At 57.8% G+C, this 17,383-nt stretch carries 12 protein-coding genes and 2 pseudogenes; 9 read left to right on the top strand and 5 right to left on the bottom strand.

The genetic code is table 11. The features are described 5' to 3' along the window. Positions 1–259 precede the first annotated feature (259 nt). Positions 260–1,846: a PepSY domain-containing protein gene (locus ABHV46_RS00985; RefSeq protein WP_438382330.1), complete on the bottom strand. Its 1,587-nt coding sequence runs from the start codon at positions 1,844–1,846 to the stop codon at positions 260–262. Between the two features lies 1 nt (position 1,847). Beyond that, the gene (locus tag ABHV46_RS00980) at positions 1,848–3,929 is read right to left on the bottom strand and encodes a TonB-dependent receptor (protein WP_438382329.1); all 2,082 of its coding nucleotides are present in this window, start codon (positions 3,927–3,929) and stop codon (positions 1,848–1,850) included. A 537-nt stretch (positions 3,930–4,466) separates the two neighbouring features. Between ABHV46_RS00980 and ABHV46_RS00975 the strand changes: the two genes are divergently transcribed. The 4 genes and pseudogenes from ABHV46_RS00975 to ABHV46_RS00960 all read left to right on the top strand — a co-directional run. Further along, positions 4,467–5,279: a hypothetical protein gene (locus tag ABHV46_RS00975; RefSeq protein ID WP_438382328.1), complete on the top strand. Its 813-nt coding sequence runs from the start codon at positions 4,467–4,469 to the stop codon at positions 5,277–5,279. A 393-nt stretch (positions 5,280–5,672) separates the two neighbouring features. Continuing rightward, on the top strand, positions 5,673–6,980 hold the full coding sequence (locus ABHV46_RS00970) for an aminotransferase class V-fold PLP-dependent enzyme (protein ID WP_438382327.1): 1,308 nt from the start codon (positions 5,673–5,675) through the stop codon (positions 6,978–6,980). Between the two features lie 319 nt (positions 6,981–7,299). Next, positions 7,300–7,416, top strand: a pseudogene (locus tag ABHV46_RS00965) (transposase); the annotation flags it as partial. 39 nt (positions 7,417–7,455) lie between these two features. After that, positions 7,456–7,593, top strand: a pseudogene (locus tag ABHV46_RS00960) (IS6 family transposase); the annotation flags it as partial. Between the two features lie 197 nt (positions 7,594–7,790). On the opposite strand, the gene ABHV46_RS00955 reads toward ABHV46_RS00960, so the two are convergent. Then, on the bottom strand, positions 7,791–8,636 hold the full coding sequence (locus tag ABHV46_RS00955; protein WP_438382326.1) for an NmrA/HSCARG family protein: 846 nt from the start codon (positions 8,634–8,636) through the stop codon (positions 7,791–7,793). Between the two features lie 98 nt (positions 8,637–8,734). Between ABHV46_RS00955 and ABHV46_RS00950 the strand changes: the two genes are divergently transcribed. From ABHV46_RS00950 to ABHV46_RS00930, 5 genes are all read left to right on the top strand, one after another. Then, a complete protein-coding gene (locus ABHV46_RS00950) occupies positions 8,735–9,616 on the top strand; it encodes a LysR substrate-binding domain-containing protein (protein WP_438382325.1) in 882 nt (293 codons plus the stop codon). A 127-nt stretch (positions 9,617–9,743) separates the two neighbouring features. Then, positions 9,744–11,126 (top strand): S41 family peptidase, encoded by a 1,383-nt coding sequence (locus tag ABHV46_RS00945; RefSeq protein WP_438382324.1) that lies wholly within the window; start codon positions 9,744–9,746, stop codon positions 11,124–11,126. A 660-nt stretch (positions 11,127–11,786) separates the two neighbouring features. Beyond that, complete coding sequence (locus tag ABHV46_RS00940; RefSeq protein ID WP_438382323.1) at positions 11,787–11,969, top strand: hypothetical protein; 183 nt, start codon at positions 11,787–11,789, stop codon at positions 11,967–11,969. Then, positions 11,969–13,558: a caspase family protein gene (locus ABHV46_RS00935; RefSeq protein ID WP_438382322.1), complete on the top strand. Its 1,590-nt coding sequence runs from the start codon at positions 11,969–11,971 to the stop codon at positions 13,556–13,558. Before ABHV46_RS00940 ends, ABHV46_RS00935 begins: the two co-directional genes overlap by 1 nt. Before the next feature lie 9 nt (positions 13,559–13,567). After that, complete coding sequence (locus tag ABHV46_RS00930) at positions 13,568–14,023, top strand: hypothetical protein (protein WP_438382321.1); 456 nt, start codon at positions 13,568–13,570, stop codon at positions 14,021–14,023. Between the two features lie 19 nt (positions 14,024–14,042). Here the strand turns inward: ABHV46_RS00930 and ABHV46_RS00925 are convergent, their stop codons facing one another. Both ABHV46_RS00925 and ABHV46_RS00920 read right to left on the bottom strand, forming a co-directional pair. Further along, positions 14,043–16,769: an ATP-binding protein gene (locus tag ABHV46_RS00925; protein WP_438382320.1), complete on the bottom strand. Its 2,727-nt coding sequence runs from the start codon at positions 16,767–16,769 to the stop codon at positions 14,043–14,045. Next, positions 16,756–17,379 (bottom strand): hypothetical protein, encoded by a 624-nt coding sequence (locus tag ABHV46_RS00920; RefSeq protein ID WP_438382319.1) that lies wholly within the window; start codon positions 17,377–17,379, stop codon positions 16,756–16,758. The genes ABHV46_RS00925 and ABHV46_RS00920 overlap by 14 nt, the downstream gene beginning before the upstream one ends. Positions 17,380–17,383 lie beyond the last annotated feature (4 nt).

The following is a 17,383-nucleotide window of genomic DNA, read 5'->3' as shown; positions in this document are numbered from 1 at the left end:
TCAACAATGCCGGGTGCTTAGCCGTAGAATCACGGTACCGATTGAGAAGTCGTCTCGGGTGATCCACTCGTTCATTGGACGGAAGCCCTCCGGCAGGTGACATGCTCCCATGTTGGGCCTATGGCCTGAGAAAGCGCACGGACCAATCAGCGCCGATCCCCAATCCGTCAGATAACCTCATGCCATATCTTGTCGATTTGCTTCTCGTCCAACCGGCATCACACGAACCAGGCCTCAGGTAAACCCAGTAGCTCGTCTATCAGCGCAGCTTACGGGGCTGGACGCGTAGTCGCTTCATGCCGAGAATTATACCCGTAACGCTCAAAGCCAGCCCAGCCAGCAGAATAGGCGCCATGATGAGTCGGCGAAGAACGCCGTGATGGTTCAGTCCTGGCACATCGAACGTATGCAACCCGTTGAACAGCCAACGATACAGCCGACGCCGCCAGTCCATCACATCCAGCAACGCACCACTTGTGCGGTCCACGTCGACCCACGTGCTGCCAGGCAGTCCATGGATTTTGCCCAAGCGCATCCGCACGGCACCCTCCGGAAGGCCCTGATAGATCAGATGTCCATAAAGGTCGTCTGGGCTGATCGCATCTACACGCGTTGGACGTGCTAATGGCCAGGCGGCGGCGGCGGCATGAAGAAGTGTTACGTCAGGTACAAATGCGAGACGATCTCCATGTGCATTCCATGTAGTACGTATGCCGCTCGCATCGCTCCCTTCGACAATGGTCATCCCCCCAACCGAGGTGAAGCGAAGCGCTGAAGGACCGGCTATCCGGTTCAGCGCCGAGATCGCAATCTCGCCAACCGCCGCTTCCAAGGATCTTCCCTGATAAGCCCTGCTCTGAGCCGCATCCGGTTGCCCGGTTGGGAAAATCAGGCCGTGATCCACTGATAGCCATCCGCTGACGATCCAGATGGTCAGGAACAGGCCAGCGGACAGACCGAGCAGATGGTGCAGTCGGTGCGTCCTTAGGAACGGGCTGAGCTGTGGCCGACGCATGTTGCGCAACGAGATCATGCTGCGCAGAATACCGAGGACCATGCCGCTGAGCGCGAGCACGACGCCGACCCCTGATAGGCACCATACAGTATTCGCCCAAAAGCCTGGATAACGTCGCAGTAACGTTGGATAGATCCAGTGCGCGACAGAGCCAGCATAATTGGCAATACGTTCCATCCGGGTCGTGGCCAAAACGATCTCGCCAGAGATGGCCGAGACGTAAACTTCGCTGCCCGCGCTGTCCGCGAGATCGACGCGCCAGAGCGGGCGATAGGGGTCGTAGCCTTGGGCGACAGTCCATTGATCGTCCGCAGACGGGCCGTTCACAGTGCGCGCCATACCGCCCGCAAACCGTTCCGCCTGAGACCGCGCCCCATCGGCCTCAAGTAGAGGCAATATGGCGCCGGTCGCGGCGTCGATCACTCGCGCTCTGTTATGTAACGACCAGATGACATAGGTCGGGTGGTCCATAGCGGTGTGACGGGATGCTGCACCAACAGGTCTTGGAAGCAATATCAAACGCTCTATTGTCTGATTGTGCAGTCCCAACCGTGTCAATGCATCCCCGGGCGCCAGCCGGACCATCCGCATGTCGGGCGCAGGGACACCACGATAACGCGCCGCCGGATCCAGCGATGGATAGGGCACAAACATCATGACGATGCCGCTCGTGAACCACATGGCGAAGAGCAGGCACATGCCGATCCCAAGCCAGCGATGCAGCAGCGCGAGCCAGCGTGGTACACGCGGGCCTGATCGCGCCGTCCGACCGGTGGTTGGAGCCTTCCTCGCCGCGGCACGCGCCTCCTCGCGAGGAATGGAGGCGCTCATGTCAGAAGCCGGCCTGCACGCTGATGGAGAAGGATCGCGGCGCGCCGAGGAGCACTTCGCTCGGATAGCTGACATCGGCCCACTGAATGTAATGTTTGTTCGCCAGATTATCGATCCGGCCATAGACAGTGACGTGCTTCTGGTAGTGCCAGGCCGCGAAGACGTTGGCCAGCGCATAGCGATCCAGCGTCAGGGTATTGGCATAGTCCCCCTTTCGCTGCGAGACATAGCGCAGGCCTGCACCAAGGTCAGCGGGCAGCCCCGCGACGTGGCTCCAGGTCCCCCATAGATTGGCAGTGACGGACGGGACGTCGGGCACCTGATTGTTTGACGCGTTCACGCCCGCATAGGGAAAAAAGTTGCGATAGCGCGAATAGGTGTAGGCGACGTTACCAGAAATCCTGAAGTTGTGCATGGGAGTCAGGTCGCTTTGCACTTCGATGCCGCGCGAGACCTGTGCGCCGCCTTGAGCAACCGTGTCAGGGCCGGTAGCCACCAAGATGTGGCTGCGGCGGATGTCATACAGAGCGAGCGTCGTTGTCACTCGGTCCCGCCAGAATCTGCCTTTGAGACCGATCTCGCCTTGGCGTGTGCGAGCGAGCCGCGTGAACTGACCGCGATTGGCCAGAAACAGGCTGGAGCCTGGTGGGTCTTCGGCCGTGGTGAATGTGCCATAAAGGCTCAGATTGGGCGCCAGATCCCAGACAGGGCCGATACGAAAGTTGCTCGGGTTATAGTGCCCCGTGAAACTACTACCGGGCAGGAAGGCCCCGTTCTGCGCATAATTTTGCCGGTCCAGATAGAGCCAGTCGTGGCGATAGCCGCTGACAAGGCGCAGATTGTCGCGAAACGTCAACACGTCTTCGAAGAAGACGGCGGCGTCCCGCAGTGTCGTAGGCGATTTGCGATACGGTAACTCACCAGAAAAGGCGCCCAGCGCCCCACCCTCGGGGCTTACGAACGAAACGCTGTCGGCATAGCTCGCATCCGGAAAGCCTCGGTTGCGGATGAAGCGAATATAATACGCATCTCCGCCCACTACGACACGGTTTCGGATTGATCCCAGATGCTGGTCGAACTGGCCGTAGAGCGTGTCGCCCACCTGATGCTGGTTTTGATAGACATAGAACCGATCGCGGCCGATCCTGCCCGGCGCGATCGGATTGCCAGATGCGTCCGCGCTGCCCGGCCCGCCTATGTAGGTGTAGGCTTCCGCGTTGTCCCAGCGCCGCTTGGCGTAAACGAAATAGGATTTGTTGGTGAACGCCATATTGGAACGCGGCTGCCAGGACAGGCGCAGTGTCGGTGTCGCATTAGTGCTGGCCGCGCGCGGATCGCGCACGTTGTAGTAACGCCACAGAGAGGCCCTTGCGACCCCCAGCCCCTGCGTGGACTGCAGCAATCCGTGCGCCGGGGGCCCCGTCTGTGCCGTCGGCACCAGCGGCGTGCCGTAATAGGTTGAGAGCTGATCGGTCAGGTAGTCCATGCCTAGGCGCGCGGTGAATGTATTGCTCGGCTTCCAGAGCAGGGCAACCGTCAGGTCGTTGCTATGGGGGTCGGCACCCTTGACGTAACCGTCCGACGACGTGCGGCTGAAATCGGCGCGGATCGCCAGCGTCTTCGTCAGCGGCAGCGAGCCACCGATGCCGGCGTTCCAGGTGTTGAAGCTGCCGTAGGACACCAGGGCGTTTGCGTGCGCTGCATCCAGCGCTGGATCGCGAGTCGTCATGTCCACCGTGCCGCCGACCGCCCCTTGGCCGTAGATGACCGAGGACGGCCCCTTGATGATCTGAAGGCTCTCAAGGTTGAACGTGTTCTGGGGGCGGTTCACCGTCGTCGTCGGGCCGTAGTAGATGCCGTCGCGCAGCATCAGGATCTGATCGCCGGTGAAGCCGCGCATCAGAAGCTGCGCCGGATTACCTGGAGATCCTCCCGAACTGACGCCAGGCGCGCTGTCTGCCGCATCTTCCGCGTGGGTGTAGCCGCGCTCGAGCATCACCGAGCGCTGGATGATGTCTATCGTTGCCGGGCTGTGCTGCAGCGACAGCCCGAGGCGACCGCCTACAGCCACCGTGGCGCGCAAACGCTGATGACGCCCCACTGTCTCGATTGTCTCGTCCCGAGCAGGCGGAGGGGGAGCTAACGATTGCGCATCCCGTGCTACAGAAACCGGGCGAGCGGTGGCAGGTCGTCTGTGAGGGAGTGACATGTTTGCAGGTCGCAAAGGCTGCGCCGCTGCTGTCGCGATGCTTAGCGATGCTAGAGAAAGACCGGTACTGGCAATCAATCTCCTCGCTTTCACGCCATATACCCAACAAACAAGTGGGGGAATTTGGGCTTAATCAGCACTGCTGCTTCATTGCCTCGTCGATACAAGATTTTGGTCTTTCGTGATGCGCAATCACAGCGTCAGCCGGCTGGCCTACCAGGCGATTGACCTTAGCGATGGAGGAAACTAACGTTATGTTATAACATAACGATTGGGGGTTCAAGTGCCCGTCACCATCACAATCCTAGTCGTCGTTTCCCTGGCTATCGCAGGGTCGATGCCGATATGGATGAATATGCAGCTTTGTCTCACCTTCCGAGCGCACTGCGACCTCGTGCCGGAGATCGCTCTTTGACCGACACCACGCTGCCAGCACTGAGCCTGATGTTCGTACTAGGCGTACGACATGGGCTCGACCCTGATCATGTCGCCGTGATCGACAATATAGTGTTTCGCATGGTCGAGATACGTCCGCGCCTGTCCGCATGGGCTGGAACTCTGTTTGCGTTTGGGCACAGCCTCGCCGTTGCAGTCGTCGCGTTGGGTGTCTCGGTCCTGTCGGTTTGGATCGCGTTACCACGCTGGGTAGGGGGCGTCATCGACGCCATGGTGATCGCGCTCCTGACTTTGGTCGGCACACTCAATGTTGTCGCCCTCCTGCGGCGCAGAGACTACGTTCCAGTCGGCTGGCGCTCACGGTTGTTACCAGCTCCGCTGCGTAGCAGCACCCATCCGGCCGCCGTAATGTTGATTGGAGTTATCTTTGGATTGGTCTTCGACACGGCAACCCAAGCTGCTGCATGGGGTGCAGCCGCGGCTACACATGGAGGGATCCTCGCAACGGCTTCAATCACCCTCGCATTTACGGTTGGTATGTTGCTCGCCGATACATGCGATAGTCAAATCGTCAGCCAATTACTCAGGACGACATGCGATGGGGGAGCCGGAGTTCAGCGCTACCGTCAGATTGTAGGTTGGCTTATCGTGACTTTATCATACGGGATGGCGCTATTCGCGTCACTCGAAGCCCTTGGCGTTCAGATAGAGATTGGAGATATCGGCTTCATGGTGGTTGGTCTGACTGCTGCGCTGTCAGTCGTCCTACTGCTCATCTGGGCGCGCTGGGTCAGTCGAAGGATAAGCCTGTCCAAAGATAAAAAATGAACTAATATCACATTAAAAGTAATCGCAGGTGAGAATTATTTCTAATACATCCGAAGATATAACTCGCGCAAAAAGTTTCTCCTCTTACCTTTAAACCCATTCGGATGCTTCTGTTGAGAACTCGTATTATAAGTTCTCAAACCCGGATTTGGATGATGATCTGACCTATACAAATGTGAGCGAATGCAGACCGCCGGCCCAGCAGCTGAGATACAAGACACGAGAAAGAACCATATCGTGTTTTTCATACCCGTCTCATGTTTATAATTGAATATATCCAATTTTTTAATGGTAAATCGTAATATTATAGATGGCTAGATAAATCATAAGATCTGTTTATGGAATAAGCACTCGTTTCTTCCTTACTTTTCACTTTTACCTAGGGACAACGTCATGACTATCTCTCCCAACCGTCGTTTCCTGCTCAAATCCTTCGCTACAGGTGCTCCAGCGTTGCTGGCATCAAGCTCCGTTGCAGCTCCGTACCATCTGCAAGAGGCCGCCCTTGTGCCTGGCTCGATTCCTGTTTCGCAGCTTCCGTTTCATTACGACGTGAACCGGGACATCCATAATCTGGAGAACGGCTATTGGGGAGTTCTGCCGCGTACGATAGCTGCGGAATACTCGCGACAGATCGCTATGGTGAACCGCGATAACTCTATATGGGCACGCAACGTGCTTCCAAGCGGCTCCTGCCTGGCAGGAGGCGGACAGGAAGCTCAGGCGGCAATCGCGAGACAGGTTGGCTGCTCACCCGAAGAAATCGCCGTTACACGCAGTGGGTCAGACGCTTTACAATTGCTCATAGTCAATTATCGCCTGCTAAAAGCTGGTGAAGCTGTGATCTATTGTGACCTAGATTACGATGCGATGATCGATGCGATGGACTGGCTCGGTACGCATCGTGGTGCGCAGGTCGTGCGCTTTGCGATGCCGGAACCTGCGACGACAGCCAATATACTCCAAGCTTATCATGATGTGCTAGAACGCACACCCAATGCGAAGCTTCTGCTTGTGACACAGGTTTCTAACCGGACAGGCTTGGTGACGCCGGTCAAGGAAATTGTAGCCATGGCACGGGAACGTGGCGTGGATACCGTGGTGGACGTAGCGCACGGCATCGCCTGCCTTGATTTCAAGATTGAGGATATTGACGCCGATTTTGCTGGATGGTCTGTGCACAAATGGACGTCAGCGCCCTTAGGGACAGGAGCGATGTATATCCGTTCTAGCCGACTTAAGGACATAGACGTTGCTTACGACAACCATCATATTCCAGTTAGCAAAATACAGGCACGTGTGCCTGCAGGGACGATCAATTTTGCGGCCATACTGACGATCCCCAAGGCAGTTGATTTCCATTTTGCTGTAGGAGCTGCGGCGAAGGAAGCACATTTGCGAGCACTACGTGATGGATGGGTCGATGCTGTGGCAGACCTTCGAAATGTCGAAATATGTGTACCCGCAGATCCCGCCCGCTATTGCACAATCACTAGCTTTCGTCTCAAAGGCATGACGACAGAGGCCGATGCACTACATTTGCAGCGCGTACTGCTGCAGAAACACAACGTTCATACAGTCTGGCGCGGCGGCATTGCCAAGGGACCCGTGATTCGCGTGACCCCCGGGCTGTATAGTCGCCCGTCTGACATCGACGCGCTGGTGAAAGCGCTGCAGGCCGAGAATTCTCTATTTATCTAGGTCCGGTCGACACAAGGGCTGGTCCAGAGCCTTGCGGCGGCGAGGTTAAGGGAATGCACGAAGGATGAGGCGCTTCGTGCGATTAGGCCGACGGCTCGACTTCCTGGTGGCAAGTTGCGGGTAGTGCAGAATGCTCGAGGGCCTCGTAAAGCCGAGCCTGGCAGATGGACGCATCGTGATCCTGCAGACTGAAACTGATCCAGTGCGTTCCAGAGGCCCTCTTACAATCTGCGCTGCTAACATGCAGAACAAAGCACTTGACCTTGCCCTCTGAAATGCCCTCGAATTGAAGTAAGGTCTGTCCAACCGGAAACAGGCAATGAAGAGATCACGTTTCACGCAGGATCAGATTATCGGGATCCTAAAGGAGCATCAAGCGGGTACGTCGGCGGCCGATCTGTGCCGCCGGCACGGGATCAGCGATGCGACGTTTTACGGTGATGTCACATTAACTGGGATGTGATAGCTGACGACGATGAGCAAGGCGTCTGTGAGCTACAAACGGCACCGTTTTCCACGCAAGCTGATTGCACATGCGGTGTGGCTGTATTTTCGGTTCCCGCTGAGCTTTCGTCTGATCGAGGAAATGCTGCTCGAACGCGGCATCATCGTTCTACTTGTTGCTCTCGAGGTGGCTTTCTAATTCTCTCGTCGCAATTCTCTACGCGTCCCCCCTACTTCCGATAATATAATGAATCGGAAGTAGGAAAATGGCGCAAAATCGCTAATTTCCGCTTATCGGCAATCTTATCTCGCTATGCCTTATCGCCCGATCCGATCAGCAGACAACGACAGGCGTTCGCAGCTATCCTACGTGCGTTGCAGCGCCCAGTCCTCGAGCGTCAGCAATGAAGGGTACTCGCTCCGCAGAGCGGGAATGTCAGCTTTGAACCCTTCTCGGGCGATCCACTCGAACATCAGGCGAAAGTCCTCGGGCAGGTGCGCTCGCATGACAGAGGGGATCCTGAAGCCGCGGCTGGGACGTATTCCGGCATCCAGCAGAATTGACGCTGCGGCGCGGGCTGTCACGCTGTCGCCTGCAAGCTCAATGGCCCGACCAAGGTACTGATCAGGTTTCTCGAACGCGTCTGCGGCGAACCAGGCGACATCCTGCACCGAGACAAGCTGCATGGCCTGATCCGGCCCCAGATAGGTCTTCATCATGGACAGCATAGTGATCCGAAAGATCAGGCTCGAAAAGTTTTCCATAAAGGCCGCTGGACGCAGAACCGTAGCCGGCAAGTTCAGTGACGCAATGTGCTGCTCAATCGCCCATTTGCTCTCGAAATGAGGCACGCCGCTTCGTCGCTCTACGCCGCCTGCGGAGCACTGCACGAAGTGCCTCACACCGCTCTCCTTGGCAAGGCTGGCAAGCCTCTTCCCCTGTCGCTCTTCGCCAGCTGCACCGATCTTCATGGGCGACTGGACAGATAAAACGCCCTCAGCCTTATCAAGCGCCACTCGCAGAGAATGTTCGTCCTCCAGATCACCATGAACGAGCTCAACCCCATGCTTTGCCAGAGCGACTGCTTTTGGCGCCTTCAGATCCCGAACAAGCGCGCGTAGGCGCCAGTGCCCTCGGCGTTGCATCTCGCGGATCGTGGCACCGCCTTGTTGTCCGGTTGCGCCCGTAATCAGAATGACTGGTTTTGACATCTCGGCCCCCTTACTGAAGAGGCACGATAAGCCGTTCCCGTTGGACAAGGCAGGTGCGTCATCGTAGACGTCTTGTTCCATATCTGGAACACGAGCCCATGAACTCAGATGATCTCGGCAGCTTTCTGCGCATCGCAGAGACCATGAGTCTCAGCGCGGCCTCGCGAGCCACGGGAACGCCTAAATCATCGCTCAGCCGGGCATTGTTCCGTCTGGAGAGGGAAATCGGGGCAAAGCTGTTCGAGCGCGGCCCGCATGCCCTCAGACTGACCGAGGCCGGGCGCATACTCCTGATCCACGCAAGACGCGTCATGGACGATCTGAATGAGGCTACCGCGGCCCTCGATGGGGTGACGGGGCAACCTCGAGGCGTTCTGAAGATCAGCGCAGCAACGACATTCGCAATCGGGCTGGTGGCGCCGATGCTGCCGCATTTTCTGCGAGACTACCCTGATCTGCGCGTCCATCTTGAGGCTGAGAACCGGGTTGTCGATCTGGCGAGGGAGGATGTTGACGTGGCAATCCGGATAGGGGCCATGCCCGACTCTGACCTGATCGCCAGCAAGCTGGGCAGGATCGAATTATGGCCCTGCGCCAGCCCGTCTTATCTCGCGGAAAGGGGTATGCCCCAAACGCCGCAGGACCTGGCCAATCACGAGTTGCTTGGGTGGACCGATCAACCGTCGATCTGGCGTTTTACGGATACCTCGAAGTGCGAGCATCGCGTGTCCGTTAATGTTCGATCCGTCATCCCGGAGCCCGCCGTCCTGCAGGTCGTCCTTGAGAGCGGGGGAGGTGTCGGGCGTTTGCCTGCCTTCTTGGCAAGCCCCTTAATCGTGCAGGGGCGGCTTGTGAGACTGCTCTCCGACTATGAAGCGGAGGCAGTGGAGGTACATGCCGTCTATGCTGCGCATCGAAGCCTATCCTCCAAGGTCCGGGTGTTTATTGATGCTTTGCGCGTGCACCTGGGCGCGATTTGAATCCTACGCCAAGGCAACAGCATGATCACTGCTAATCCCTGGTGAAGATTATTTTCATAGATTTTAGCCCGGCTTACCCTCACTCTCGTCGTATAATCGTCGTCTACCGGGGAGAAGTCTGATACCCATGATTTCCAGACGGAAGGCCCTTGCCGGCACGATTACAGCACTGGCTTCAACCAGCCGAAGGGCCCGCGCTCAAGGCGGTTCTACGCGTCTTTTTCCAGAGAACCTGCGCAAAGATCTTGATGCAATCTGGCTCACTCTGCACGAGATCTCTCCCAATCCGTTTCAATCGTCCGAGGCTGGGACAGTCGAAAATCTATACCGTCAGATACGCGCGCGAATAACAGCACCCATGTCTGTCCGGGACGCATGGATGACAATTGCCCCCTTATTGGGAGCGCTGAATGACGGACATGTGGCCCTCGGCTTCCCGGGTCTGATGAATAAAGCGCCGCACTATTTTCCTGTAACTTTCACCGTGGACGAACTATCCGGCAACCTCATTGTGGAGCGCGACCGATCTGGCATCCTGCCTCCCGGCACCCATGTGCTTTACATCGAGAACATCTCCGCAGCCGAGTATTTGGATACGACGACCCGCGCTTTTGGTGGACAAACTTCTGCATTGATACGGTCACGGGTTTCGCGCGCAGGGGCATGGACTTCAGTCGCCCTGTTCGGCGTCAAGGCTGCCTACCTTTTACGGTGGAGGGATAGAGCTGGTATCGAGCATGAGTCTCTGATTCCCGCGCCAAACACCGCACAGTCTCTTCCCCACACCGCCCCTTACAGTTTTCGATGGGCTGCTAACGACGTGGGCTTGATCGAATATCGCCGGTGCGAGGATCTCAGTAGATTTCGTGCCTTTCTCGATGAGACCTTCACGTCCCTTCAATTTAAAGCAGCTAAAGCACTCATCATCGATATACGCCGGAATTCCGGGGGGGATAGCGAACTCGCGAACTGGCTCTGGTGCTACGCCCAATCACGTCCCTTCAAGCAATTCGGCGGGGAGATTGTACGATCAAACGCGATAATAAAAGCGGATTATGGTCAGGATAAATATACTAGGTATTATGGCCCCAAAGCGTGGTCAGCGCCAATTGGCGAAGTCATTTCATTTACCGAAGGTCCGTCAGATGGACTGGTATTACCGAAACCTCTCCCCTGCCGGTTCAGCGGCCCAGTCTACCTTCTCATATCGCCTGCAACGTTTTCTTCAGGAATGGCCTGTGCATTAGCAGCCAAAGATTATGGCCTTGCCACTATTATAGGACAAGAAACTGGTGAACCGGCGACGGGGTCAGGCCTGTTGTATGAGTTTCACACACCGAACATCAGCTTCCCGGTCTATCTCACCACGGCATGCTTTCTTGCCCCAAAATCACATCCATCCCGCCAGGGCGTCGTGCCCGACATCATTGTTCCATCCAATACGGTATATGATCTATTTGCCAATCGAGACACGGCCCTCGAAAAAGCGCTGACACTTATTAAGAACTAGCAAAACAAGCTGATCGAACAACTCTGATCGATGTGGTGACATGTTAGATTCCGGACGCAACTCTACAAATTCAACCTGTTTACATCCATTTCGCGCCCATCCACCCTTCGTCCGATAATATACGCTATCCGAAGTAGGTCACCGCATAGAAAGCCATACTGGAACTCATTGTCTGGGATGGGGGGAAAGCGGAAGGTCGGCATAAAAATTAGACAAGCAGCCATTCGTGCGGTCAACGTTCATGACACCTAAGCGCCTCATTGGACACGTTCAACCTTCCTACGCCCGTTCCCGAAAGCCGCCGTTCGCTCCTGTAGTCAAGTTGCGCGAGTTGAACGAACTCGAAGGCGGAAGGGGTCCGTACAGCGAAGGGAGGCCTCCTAGGGTCCTATAAGGAGAAATGCTCTTTATTTGTTCCGAAATCGAACTAATAGAGTCAAGGCTGATCTGATTGCGGTCCATGCCAGTTCGGAAAGCTTGAGCCAATTTTGACGCGCTGGTCTTGAAAAAGGCACGATGCCACCCAAACTCTGTGACTGTAACGCCGTCATAGGCCAAGTCATGGAACAAGCGGCTGCAGTCCGAGCGATCGCCCAGAAATTGAACTCCGGGAAACGAAATGGGCGGAGCACACGTCTTGCCCGTCTCATGGGCACGTCCGTGGCGACCATTCGATCTTGGGGCGCATCCGGCGCCAGCGAGGAGCGCAAGCGGGCAATGACGCCGACGGCGCGTCGCCTGCTGTTCGTACTGCTGGCCCTGCAGGGTGAAGGGTATGATCTCGACGCGCTCCGCTCGGCGGCACGGCGGCTCGAGCGCGAATATCTTGAGGAGGATGCGTGATGGCGCGCAAGCCTGCACTGGCGCCGGTTGAACTGACTGACGACGCAGATGCGACTAGCGGACGCTTCGCGCGCGTGGTCGCCGTCATCGTCGGGCTCGAAAATTACCGCAAGCCGAAGAGCGGAGATGCGCTTCCCACGGTTGCCTACGCGCACGCCGATGCTCAAGCCGTTAGCGACGCCCTGCATGAGATTTTCAAAGACATGCCGGAAGGCAGTGTCGACATCGAGGTAATGACGGACTCTAACGCAAGCCTGGCCGCGATCAAGGATCATATGGCCTGGACGATCCGCAACCTCTCCGCCGAGGATCTCTTCATCTTCTATTATGCCGGCCACGGCTTCCATGGTGCTGGTGGCAACCGGCTGAGCACCTACGACACCAATCGTCTCAACATTGCCGACACAACCCTCTCGATGCGCGACGCGCTACTAGAGCCCTTGGCGAACAGCGCATGCGAGCAGGCGCTGGTCTTCGTCGATGCCTGCGCCGAGCATTTTCGAGACGTCGTCCAATCACGCGATGTTATCGCGAACCTCGACGCTCAGGAGGTCGACAAATTTCTCGACAGTGGTTGGTACCTTGGGGCCTTCCTATCGTGCTCGCCGGGCGAGAAATCCTACCCGTCGAACGCGCTCGGCCACGGCATCTGGACGCACTTCCTACTGGAAGCGCTGGCGGGGCGCGCGCCCGATGCGCTTACACGCGACCGTTGGCTGACGGGTGAAGGGTTGCAGAACTACCTTCGCCAGGAGGTGCCGCGCTACATAACCCGCGAGATGACGATCAAGGCGACACAGACGCCGCAGGCCATCTTGTCGGCGTCCAGCAGCTTCCGGATCCATTATGTGCCACCATCGGCCGCGGTGCCTGCGGATGCGGCGCTTGCGGGCATCCGGCTCAAGAACAAGAGCGAATATCTCGAAGGCACCGAGACGGGTGCCATTCGCAGCCTGGGCGGCTTTTCGCCCGCACGCAACAAGGTGCCCGAACGGCTCTCGGACTTGGCCGACGCCTGGTGTAATCGGCTGCTTACTGACACAGTCGCGGAAGAGTTGCAGACCCTCTACCAGAAAGCGCGCGACGGCTTGCACCTGAAGCGGAAGGACCTCAGGAAGGAAGCCGATAGGCTCGATGCGCCGGCCTTCCGCTACATCGTCGAGACCGGACAGAATCCGGAAGACCCAAGCGAATATTACATCACGCGGCGGCTGGAGTTGCGCCCAGGTTGGTCGGCGCACCGCGAAGCGCTCGACGAACTCCTCCCCTACGACTTTCAGCAGTTGGTGGTCGAGTTCGACAGTATGGACGACTCGTTCGACGCACTGGTCGACCGCCTGGAGGAAATTGCCGACGCGTCCGGCGGCGCCGTCGACGACGATGATCGCCATCAGCGCGTCACCTATAACCGCGAGGGCGCCCAGTTCACGTTCGATCTGAAAAAGCGTCGTTTGGAGATTGCTTTCGGGCGAAAGGGCGCACTCGAACTTGTTGATGCTGCGCAGCAGTTTCAGCTCGGCGTTGGTCGTTCAAGCCTCATGCTGGCCACCCCGTCGCGCCACAGTCGAAGCGCTGACGATGAAGCATAGCGAGCGCCCATGACGCAAGACATCACCACTCAAGAAGCGATCAAACGACTGGAGCAGCATCTCGGGTCTCGCGAGGGGATGCTGACCCGTAACCTCACGATGCTGTCGTCCTCAGGCCAGCCCGCCGACATCACGTTCTATAGGCGAAAGCCGCTGATCAACGTCCAAATCAGCACGAAGATCGCCGCGGCCTGGCTTTACGGGCTTGATGGCCAGCTTCCGAGAATACTGAAGCGCATACCGTTTTCGAACGGTGCGGTCGCCAGTCTCACCGAGATTTGGACCGTCAATCCCATGCCCATCGGGGGATTCACCGACAAAAAGTTGGCGGCGGTGGACCTCGCCAAAGGCGAGGAACGGCACGGCCCGAATGGGGAGACGCTGCGGAAGATGATCCGCAAGACGTACCAGTGCAAAAGCCGTAAAGAGACTGATTTCTATCTGCGGCGGTGGATCGCGTCTTAGCACCACTTGCTGTCGCGAGCTACCACGCCGGGGCGCCGAGTTTAGCTGGCATCTGCCATTGTGGCGGCGGCGGGTTCTCCCGCAAGTGAGCGATCAGAGCCCGCTGATTTCGCAGTTCCGCCTGCCCTCGGGGTTCCAAGCCGTCCGCGTAAGGCGCCAAGCGCGCCATCTCGGCATCGGCGGCATCGAAGGCCCCGCAGTATGCGAGGACGACAGCATACTGGCTGCGCACGGGGATGATGCGACCCGCGAGCTTCAGCCCCGTAATCGTCGGCATGAGGTTAGTCTCGATGACATCGCGCGCGCCGATATAGTCGTTACGTCCGATGAAGTCGTCAACGAGCTCCTGGCCCACCTTGACGAATGAATCAAGCGAGTGGGCCATTGAGTAGAATTTCATCGCATGGATTGGCGCTAGCCCCGGGTTACCTCCCATCGCCTTGAGGGCCTTCGATTGCAGATCGAGCGCATCGGCGAGATGTTTGAGATCGCCGGTATGGTCGTTGTCGCCTTTCAGGAGCGGCCAAATCTTATCCGGATTATTCCCCATCACGTCGGACAGCCGGAGGCCAAGCTCGTCATAGTAATCAACGATCAGGTCGAGCGTGCTGGTGATACACTCGTCCATTATTCCGAGTTCGAAAAGCGCATGTGCATAGTTATATGTCGCAACGCGAAGGTGTTGAGGGGTTTGCGGCAGGATACGACTTAGCTCGGCCATGGTCTTCTTCACCGTCGCAGCATCCTTGTTGAGCGCGGCGAAGATCATCCGCTTCATGCCGACGGCTAAGCGTTCTGTCAGGCCGAGGTCATTATCTCGGATAAGCGCGTCCATGTGATCAAGCTTGCTGCGGATATCGGTGTCATTGCCTTCCTTGAAGTGCGCGAAAACCAGCCCGTCTAGGGCCCAGAACCGATCCTCTGGAGCGATTGACTCTGATGCAGAGGCTTCGACCAAAAAAGCTGAAATCTCCTCCATGTAGCCGAGTTCATGAAACAGTTCGTCGGTTGCCATCTGCACCAGCGGCTTCACATTCCCAAGTGCCACGAACATCCGCAGAAGCAGGAAGACCCGCTGACGATCGTGATCCGACGGCAGGGCAGTCATCATTAGGTCGCGAATTGCCTCTCGGGCGGCTTTCAGGGCGTCAGCGCCGCAATCGTCGAGGAAGGCGCGGCCGAGCGGACGGATTGCGTCGTGAACCTTGAAGCGATCAACGCCGAAAATCTGAATCGAGCTAGTCGCACGGAGCCGCCGGAAGATTGCGGCTGCCGCGGCCGGCCCCACGTCGAAGGTCCGCTTGAGAACAGCGGTGGCTTCGGCTTGTGAAAGCGGGACATCGCTGAGGCTGAGCGCGCCCACCGCGCGGCGCTCATTGTCGTTGAACGTTTCGAAGACGTCGGCCAGGATGAGTTCCTGCACCGTTTCAACAACGTGTGTCCGCTCTTCCAGTGCGGTGCAGAGTCGATCGATGTCACCATCGTACGATCCGGCCGCAATCTTAAGGGCGTTTTGGACGTAGAGCGGAAGGCCGGCGGTCAGCTTTAGTAGACGCTCGTAATCCTCATAGTCTCCGCGACACCCAAGTGATACGCCCTCTGCGGCTACGGTTTCGTTCGACCATCCAAGAAGAGGCTCGGCCGAGATACCCAGGGTGGCTTCAATGCGCGCTGTCAATGCGTTTGGTTGTGCGAGAAGCAGGAAGCGTAGCTGAGGCGACGCGCAGACAAGTGGCACGAGATCGGCAGCGGGTACTCGGTGTGCATTGTCCAATACAACGGTCGCTGTGAGACCGTCTTCGGCGAGATGGCGGCCGATCGCGACGAGGATTTCTATTCCGCTCGCACCGGGCAAGAGTATCTCCCCGAGCTTGCCGCGCGATCCGAACATCCGCGCCGCAAGTTCGCGCGCGACTGCGCTTGCCAGCGTAGGACCGGAGATGTCCGTGACGTCGTAGTAGGCCAGCCTGTCGCTCGCGTGGGGTGCTGCCTGGGAAACCCAGGAGGTCTTGCCGGCCCCTGAAAAGCCGACGACGAGCCTTACACGCCGGTCAGTAACCAAGGGTGGTTCCTTCTCCTGTGGTCGGTAATGTAGTGGCGGAGCCGGAACGTCTTGGAGCTGAACGACGAACTGTTCAAATAGCGCGGGAAGTTCGTCGACGACGAAGGTATGCCCCGGGTTCGGCTCGACGCCAGCTGATGCGGCCATGACGCGACCGGCGATCTTCCAGACTAGAGTCTCTGGAGCCAGGATCCCGAACGGCAGCGATTCCGCTGCCCTTCGGCACGCGTCGAAGGCGTCATCGACCTTCGGCCAAGGCTTCGGTAGCGCCGCCGCTGGTGTCCCCGACCCCGGATAGACAAGCGTGACGTCGCGAGGCCAGTTGGCCTTCGCAGCGCGTTCGGCTAATTCAGGACCAAGAGGCGTGTTCGCGATTACGACGAACTGGCATGTGCCGCTACGTCGGCCTGCGCTGTGCTCGCCTCGGATTTGATCGAACCGTGCAAGTGCGCCCTCAACATCGCTGAAGATCAGACGCGATCCGCGGGTCTTGATCTGAGCGTAGATCCGGTGACCCGGCAACACCAACTCGACATCTTCGTCGTTTTCCACAACGACGTGTGTCACACCCGACGCCATGGCCTTGAACAGGCACGCCGCGACGTAAAGGTGCTGGTAGAGGAAGCCGCGATGAACAGCCTCAATGCGAGCGAGTTGCCGTGCGTCGAGGTTAAAGTTCTCCATAATTCGCCCCTATATCGTTGAAAGTGGCGGGATGCGACGCAGGCGAGAGACTAGCAGCCTCAGCGAGGTATTGCCGGTACGAGTAGTTGATCAGGTCTCTGACGAGCTCAAGAAGCCCGCTGATAGGAAGCCCATCGAACGGATCGCCGTGTGCAAGGGCGTTTCGGCGCTCTGCCAGAGTCGGACGTGTAGCGCCGATTAATTGGCCCACGGCCGTTCCGCCGCATCGAACGATCATCGGAATCCGATCGTCGGTCAGCCCGTCCGATTCCACCATGAACTTGAGGAGAGCTGCGAAGCTCCGCTTACTCTTCGTGATCTGGCCGCCGTAGCGATCCACCAATGCGAGTTCGAGTGCTATCAGGGCAGCCAGTTCACCTGCCTTCAAGATACTGAAGTCGGCCCAGCCCAGCAGGTACAGGGTTTGCGCACGCGCATACTTCGCTCGCACGATCTCTGGAATACGCGCGTCAATAGCGAGATTTTCGATGAAGGCGCGCCAGTCGGTAACTTTTTCAAATGAAAGGGATCCGCCCGTGTTGCCCTGAGTCGGCCACGGGAGCAACAGAGGTTCGTCTCGGTCGCTGAGAGTGATCTGAGAGCGATCCAAGATC

Origin of the sequence: Asaia sp. BMEF1 (genome assembly GCF_051628905.1) — a bacterium.
GTDB lineage: Bacteria > Pseudomonadota > Alphaproteobacteria > Acetobacterales > Acetobacteraceae > Asaia.
This window is presented reverse-complemented; position numbering and strand designations above follow the sequence as displayed.